The following is a 6,738-nucleotide window of genomic DNA, read 5'->3' on the forward strand; positions in this document are numbered from 1 at the left end:
CCGCGCGAAACAAGGTCGCGTCCATTTCATCAGCGATTTGCTCCATGCGTCCTGACAGAACGGAAAGGGTGATTGGATCAATGTCGCTCATACCCGAAGTATTCATGTCTGCGCCTTTATATCTGCAATGTCGTTCCACACGTCTTGGCGGGTGATCTTGCCATCTGTAATTTCAAATCGGTCAATAAACCGGATACCCGCGAAGGCCGCGCCATCCGGCCATTCACCTGACAGCGTGCCACGGCAATAGACAATCGCCTGATCGCCAGCGCCTTGCATCGCGTCGTATCCTTCATAGGTCTTTTTCACAAAGCGATAACGCGGTTTGGCCCAGTCGATCAGCTCTTGTAGGTTGTGCATCGGTGGCGCTGCGGGGAAGTTCATAACGAACCCAACGCCCAGCATGGCTTGCGCCACGTCAATCTCGCGCGCTTCCATCGCGCTTAGGAAACTCTGCACCAGATTGGATGGATCAGGTCGCGTAGGTGCGGGTGTTCGGATGGTCCGCCCGCGATAGTAATTCTCACGCGGCATGTCATGGATCATCACTGTAACCAGCTCGGGCGCAGCGGGTACAACGAATCGAACGGCGTCTGTTAGCGCCTCGCCCAATCGCTGTTTTTCCGTTGAATCATATCCCTCTAAGACATGAAGTTCGACAATCGGCATACCGTCCTCCCAAACGCAACTTGTATTATTTGTAATACACATATTGTATTTTTGGTAAGTTTAATTTCATGAAAAGGAAAAGCAACTACTTGATTTTTTGATCGACACTCGTACCATCACACGAATTCTTGGGAGGGAATCGGGCCGTGGGCAATATGCCAAACGCACATCTACCAGAGGGCGCGAAAGCGCGGCGGGTTTACCTATCTTTGCGCGATCAAATTTCTGATGGACGATTGAGCGATGGCAAAAGCCTGCCCGGAGAGCAACGCCTTGCAGAGAGCTATGGGGTATCACGTGTTACCGTGCGCCGCGCGTTGGACGCCTTAAGTGATGCCAGCCTGATCGAGAAACGCGCGGGCAGTGGTACAATCGTGCGCTCAGCTGCGCTAGCGGGCAAACGTGCGGCAATGAACTTCAACACGCTAATGCCGCAACTTGTCGAAATGGGACATAGCACCACCGCGCGGCTTTTGTCGTTTTCCTACAGCCCTGCCCCCGATTTCGTGGCGCAGGCGATGAATTGGGATACCCCTGAAAAAGCCCAAATCGCAACCCGTGTGCGCAGCGCCGATGACATTCCCTTTTCGCATCTGACAACCTATGTTCCCGCCAGTATCGCGCAGAATTATTCAGAGGATGATCTGGCCACCACTCCGCTGTTTAAACTCTTGGAACGCAGCGGCGTGCAGATTGTCGAGGCGCATCAATCTGTGTCTGCCACGCTTGCAGGGCCAGATGTGGCAGAAGCTTTAGAAGTCGCTGTCGGCTCCGCGCTGTTGTCGCTCAAACGCGTGATGCGCGATGTGGATGGCAACGGGGTCGAGTATCTTTCTGCGCTCTACCGCCCTGATATGTTTAGTCTTGAAATGCCCCTGAACCGCATTGGCGAGGGCAAAGGGCGCCACTGGGAACCCTCCATCGGTCAAGCCGAGCGCGGCACGACATGAGCAAAGCGCAAACCCTTTTAGACAAACTATGGAACGCCCATGAGGTGCTGATCCGCGAAGACGGAACATCGCTTTTATGGGTCGACCGCCACTTGGTACACGAAGGATCGCATCACGCATTCGCCAAGCTCGCTGCGCGCGAAGGCGACATGGCCGCACCTGATCTGACTTTTGCTGTGGTGGATCACTACGCTCCGACGCACGGGCGCGCCAAAATTAAAGACCCACAAATCTCCCGTATGATAGAAACTCTGCGGGGCAATGTGGCAGTGCATGGATTAAAGATTTTTGATCTGGATGATCCCACCCAAGGCATCGTCCATGTGGTTGGCCCCGAGCAAGGTCTGACCTTGCCGGGATTATTGATCAATTGTGGCGATAGCCATACGTCAACCCATGGTGCCTTCGGCACGCTGGCCTTTGGCATCGGCGCGACCGAAGTAGCGCATGTTCTGGCAACCCAAACCATTTGGCAGCGCAAGCCCAAAGCGATGCGCATCACCGTGAATGGCACGCTGGCTGCTGGCGTTAGCGCCAAGGATATCGCACTGAACTGGATAGCGCAGCTTGGCACAGGCGGCGCGCAGGGGCATGCGATTGAGTACGCTGGTTCAGCGATTGAAGCGCTCAGCATGGAAGGGCGCATGACGCTGTGCAACCTGTCCATTGAGGGCGGCGCGCGCTTTGGCATGATCGCGCCGGATGAGACGACGTTTGAATATGTGAAGGGACGTCCCTATGCGCCGAAGGGGGCACATTGGGAAGCATCATTGGCAGATTGGGCCACGCTCAACACTGATCATGATGCGGAGTTTGATCGTGACGTGCGTTTTGATGCCGCGGACATTGCGCCGACGGTGACTTGGGGTACAAGTCCTGAACAAGCGCTTCCCGTGACCGCGATAATTCCTGATCCTAATCACCTGGATGCAAGCAAAGGCAAGGCTGCAAAAGCCGCGCTCGACTACATGGGGCTCACCGCAGGTCAGCCACTTATCGGCACGCCTGTTGATCAAGTCTTCATCGGCTCTTGCACCAACGGTCGTATAGAAGACCTACGCGCGGCGGCTGCGGTTCTGTCTGGGCGCAGTGCCAAAATCAGCGGACTCGTTTCGCCCGGTTCGGCCTTGGTGAAAGCGCAAGCAGAGCAAGAAGGGTTGGATCGTATTTTCACAGATGCTGGCCTGACTTGGGTCGCCTCTGGCTGCTCTATGTGCGTTGGGATGAACGGCGATTTGGTTGAAAGCGGCAAGCGCTGCGCCTCCTCCACCAACCGCAATTTCCGTGGACGCCAAGGACGCGGGGCGCGCACGCATTTGATGTCGCCAGCGATGGTCGCGGCAGCAGCGGTGAATGGGACAATTTCAGATGTGCGCCCATTGCTACAAGGCAGGGCACTCTGATGGCCGGCTGGAGCACACATAAAGGCACAGTCATCACACTGCCGCTTGCTAATATCGACACGGATCAATTGATCCCGGCACGTTTTATGTCTGTGCCGCGCTCGGAGGGATATGGCAATTATCTGTTACACGATTTGCGCCGCGCGCCTGATGGCACGCTTGATCCAGACTTTTCGCTGAATGGGAACGCCAAGCCAAGCATCCTGCTGGCTGGGGCTAACTTTGGTAGCGGCTCTTCACGCGAAGCGGCGGTTTATGCGTTGGTTGATGCGGGCTTTCACGCTGTGATCGCCCTGAGTTTTGGCGATATTTTCTCTAGCAACGCTGTGAACAACGGATTGCTTCCCGCACGTGTGAGCGATGCGGATTGGAATGCTTTAAGCGGCGCAACAGGCGACGCACAGATCAATCTCGAGCAAGGGACAATCACCATTGGTACAACCCAAGTCAGTTTCGCGCTTGAGGACAGTTGGCGCGTCAAACTGATCAACGGCTGGGATGATATCGACCTGACCAAACAGCACACCGCGCAAATTGCTGCGTACAAAACCCAACGACACCAATCTGCACCTTGGGCATGGCCCGCACATGTGGATTGAAGAAACGCGGCATCGGGGAGGTGCCGTAAAAAACGGCTCATCAAAAAGATTGGCCGCATGTAAACAAGTGGAGGAAGACACATGAAAATGACTATTTTAGGGAGCGTCCTTGCAGGATCCACTCTCGTAGCCAGCATGGCGCAGGCCGAAGATACGATTTCAGCGGTACACGCATTTCCAGAAACGCTGATCTACACGAAAAGCTTTTTGTCCTTTGTGGACAAAGTGAACGCTGCTGGCGAAGGCGTGATCCAAATCGACGTACGCGGCGGCCCGGAAGCGATTGGCATGTTCCAACAGCCTGATGCGGTGCGCGATGGTGTCGTCGATATGGTTTATACACCCGGCTCTTTCTACGGCGGCGCACTTCCTGAAAAGGATGCGATGGTCACTTCGAACATGACTGCAGTTGAAGCGCGCGCAAGCGGCGGCATCGCGTTGATAGATGAAATCCACCAAGAAAAGATGGGCCTTAAATACCTTGGCTGGTTCGACAGTGGAGTGTGCTACAATCTTTGGACGCGTGATGAACCGAAATTTGATGCAGACGGCAATTTTGACGTCGACGGTATAAAATTACGCGGCAATAACGTGTATAACGCGTTCTTCTCGGGCTATCTGAACGCGCAAGTGATCGACCTTCCAACAGGCGAAGTTTACTCTGCGCTTCAGCGCGGCGTTGTCGATGCAACCGGCTGGACACAGATCGGCTTGATTGATCTCAAGTGGAACGAATTCCTGAACTACCGGATCGAGCCTTGCTTCTTCTCCACGGACCTTGGCGTCATTGTGAATCAAGAAAAGTGGGAGTCCCTGTCAGAGGAATCCCGCACGATCCTGCAGGACGTCGCGATCCAGCACGAAGCAGACAGCGTTGCGGCCCTGCGCCTTAAGCGCGATGAGGACTTTGCAGCGCTAGAATCAGCAGGCATGAAAGTCGTAACACTCGAAGGCGAAGCAAAAGCGAAATACCTTGCAGCTGCTGTTGAAACCACATGGGAGCGTATGAAAAGCGTCATGGCTGAACAGCCAGGCGGCACGGACAATTACGATCGTTTGCTTGAACTTTTCTATGATGCAGACGCAGCTAAATAAGCAATAATACCTGTGGGCGCGGCTTCTTCGCGCCCACACATCCGTTTAAAGGACAATGCGATGATTTCGAAAGCCTATTCGACAGTGCTATATGCTTTGGCAACCATCGCCGGTCTTACTCTTGTTTGGTTGATGATTTCGGTCATCACCTCGGTCCTGATGCGCAACACAGGACTGCAACCTTTTGCATGGCTTTTCACATCGGGTGAATACGGTCTGCTTTACATGACGATGCTTGGTGCGCCGTGGCTGGTGCGTGAAAAGGGGCATGTTCACATTGAATTGGTCACTGCTGCCCTCCCCGATTGGCTTCGCCGCATTGTCAGCCGCGGCGTCGCAATTGCTTGTGTGGCTGTGTGCCTGATCTTGACGTGGAAAGGCATCGAGCTGTGCTTGAAGAATATCGAGCGCGGCGATTTTGATACGCGCGCGTATTATTATCCGCGCTGGATGCTGACCATCACTTTCCCGATCAGCTTTTGCATGATGGCCATAGAATTTTCACGCTTTGTCTTTGGATCAGAGCTTATGCACTCCGGCGAAGCGGGAATTCACGAATAATGGAATGGTTTGAAGCACTCGCCCTGCTGCTGGGCATGATCGTTGTTTTGATGGCCATTGGCATGCCAGTCGCATTGGCATTCCTTGCGGCAAATATCATTGGAGCATGGATCTTCATGGGAGGCGAGCGCGGCGTCATACAATTGCTTAACAACGGGCTTGGATCGCTCACCAAATATGCACTTGTGCCGATACCGCTGTTCTTGCTGATGGGCGAAGTGTTCTTTCACACCGGCCTCGGCGGGCGCATGTTTAACGCCATCGACAAGTTACTCGGTCGATTGCCGGGTCGTTTAAGCTATGTGACCGTTCTGGGTGGTACAGCATTTTCAACGCTCTCGGGATCTTCCATGGGATCAACGGCTTTACTTGGCTCGCTCATGGTGCCCGAAATGGCAAAGCGCGGATATAAACCGCATATGAGCATCGGTCCTATTTTGGGCACAGGCGGCCTTGCGATCATCATTCCGCCGTCTGCCCTTGCCGTGCTGCTCGCAACACTTGCACAGATCGACGTTGCGGCGCTTTTGATTGCGGGCGTAATTCCCGGCCTGATCCTCGCCTTTTTCTACATCGCAACGATCTATCTCCAGACCAAAATCGACCCGTCAGCTGCCCCCGCCTATGACGTAGACCCGATGACATTCGCGCGGAAATTCAAATTGCTGATTAGCGAAGTCGTTCCAATGGTCGGTGTCATGGTGGTGATTGTCGTCCTGATGATCCGCGGCTTCGTCACCCCTTCTGAGGCCGCCGCCTTTGGCGCGCTTGGCGTCCTGATCCTCGCGGCCGTGTTTCGCTGTCTCACATGGAAGGCGATGAAGCAATCAGTGGTCGGTGCACTGCGTGTGACACTCATGGCTTATCTCATCGTCTTTGGCTCAGCCACGTTTAGCCAGCTTCTTGCCTTCTCGGGTGCTTCACGCGGCTTGGTCAACTGGGCGATTTCATTCGATCTTGCCCCCCTCGCCATGCTCTTGGTGATGTTCGCAGTTCTGCTATTGCTTGGCATGTTCATGGAGCAAATTTCGATGATGCTTCTCACCGTGCCGATCTTCTTCCCGCTGGCGGTCACACTCAACTTTGATCCAATCTGGTTCGGATTGATTATGCTGCTCGCGCTGGAGATAAGCTTTACCACGCCACCCTTTGGATTGCTTCTATTCGTGATGAAAGGGGTTGCGCCAAAAGGAACAACAATGCGCGTGATCTACACCTCCGCATTCCCGTTCATCGGGTGTTCGCTGTTGCTCGTCGCTCTTCTCGTCGCTTTCCCGCAATTGGCGCTCTGGCTGCCCTCGTTTTAGGGCGCAAAACTCACCGATCTGAGCCTCCCCCTTTGAAGTGGTCCGCCCCTATAGTTAGGAAAGCGGAGGACCAACGATGGCTATTAAGAGACCCAAGCCTGAAGAGATTGTCGTGAAGTTACGGCAGGTTGAAGTTCTGATGGGGCAAGGCATG

General features: G+C 54.3%; 7 protein-coding genes. 6 read left to right on the top strand and 1 reads right to left on the bottom strand.

The annotated features are described in order from the left end of the window. Positions 1-102 precede the first annotated feature (102 nt). On the bottom strand, positions 103-669 hold the full coding sequence (locus QZ279_RS02440) for a tautomerase family protein (protein ID WP_293447463.1): 567 nt from the start codon (positions 667-669) through the stop codon (positions 103-105). 155 nt (positions 670-824) lie between these two features. Here QZ279_RS02440 and QZ279_RS02445 point away from each other — a divergent pair, with 155 nt between their 5' ends. From QZ279_RS02445 to QZ279_RS02470, 6 genes are all read left to right on the top strand, one after another. Continuing rightward, positions 825-1,619: a GntR family transcriptional regulator gene (locus QZ279_RS02445; RefSeq protein WP_293447478.1), complete on the top strand. Its 795-nt coding sequence runs from the start codon at positions 825-827 to the stop codon at positions 1,617-1,619. Next, complete coding sequence (gene leuC, locus QZ279_RS02450; RefSeq protein WP_293447465.1) at positions 1,616-3,022, top strand: 3-isopropylmalate dehydratase large subunit; 1,407 nt, start codon at positions 1,616-1,618, stop codon at positions 3,020-3,022. Before QZ279_RS02445 ends, leuC begins: the two co-directional genes overlap by 4 nt. Further along, entirely contained in the window at positions 3,022-3,621 is a 600-nt protein-coding gene (gene leuD, locus QZ279_RS02455; RefSeq protein ID WP_293447468.1) for a 3-isopropylmalate dehydratase small subunit, read from the top strand. The genes leuC and leuD overlap by 1 nt, the downstream gene beginning before the upstream one ends. An 81-nt stretch (positions 3,622-3,702) precedes the next feature. Beyond that, positions 3,703-4,716: a TRAP transporter substrate-binding protein DctP gene (dctP, locus tag QZ279_RS02460; RefSeq protein ID WP_293447471.1), complete on the top strand. Its 1,014-nt coding sequence runs from the start codon at positions 3,703-3,705 to the stop codon at positions 4,714-4,716. Positions 4,717-4,776: 60 nt separating this feature from the next. Next, on the top strand, positions 4,777-5,277 hold the full coding sequence (locus QZ279_RS02465; protein WP_293447474.1) for a TRAP transporter small permease: 501 nt from the start codon (positions 4,777-4,779) through the stop codon (positions 5,275-5,277). After that, positions 5,277-6,584: a TRAP transporter large permease gene (locus QZ279_RS02470; RefSeq protein WP_293447476.1), complete on the top strand. Its 1,308-nt coding sequence runs from the start codon at positions 5,277-5,279 to the stop codon at positions 6,582-6,584. The genes QZ279_RS02465 and QZ279_RS02470 overlap by 1 nt, the downstream gene beginning before the upstream one ends. Positions 6,585-6,738 lie beyond the last annotated feature (154 nt).

The sequence above is a fragment of the Planktotalea sp. genome (assembly GCF_018607965.1).
Classification (GTDB): domain Bacteria; phylum Pseudomonadota; class Alphaproteobacteria; order Rhodobacterales; family Rhodobacteraceae; genus Planktotalea.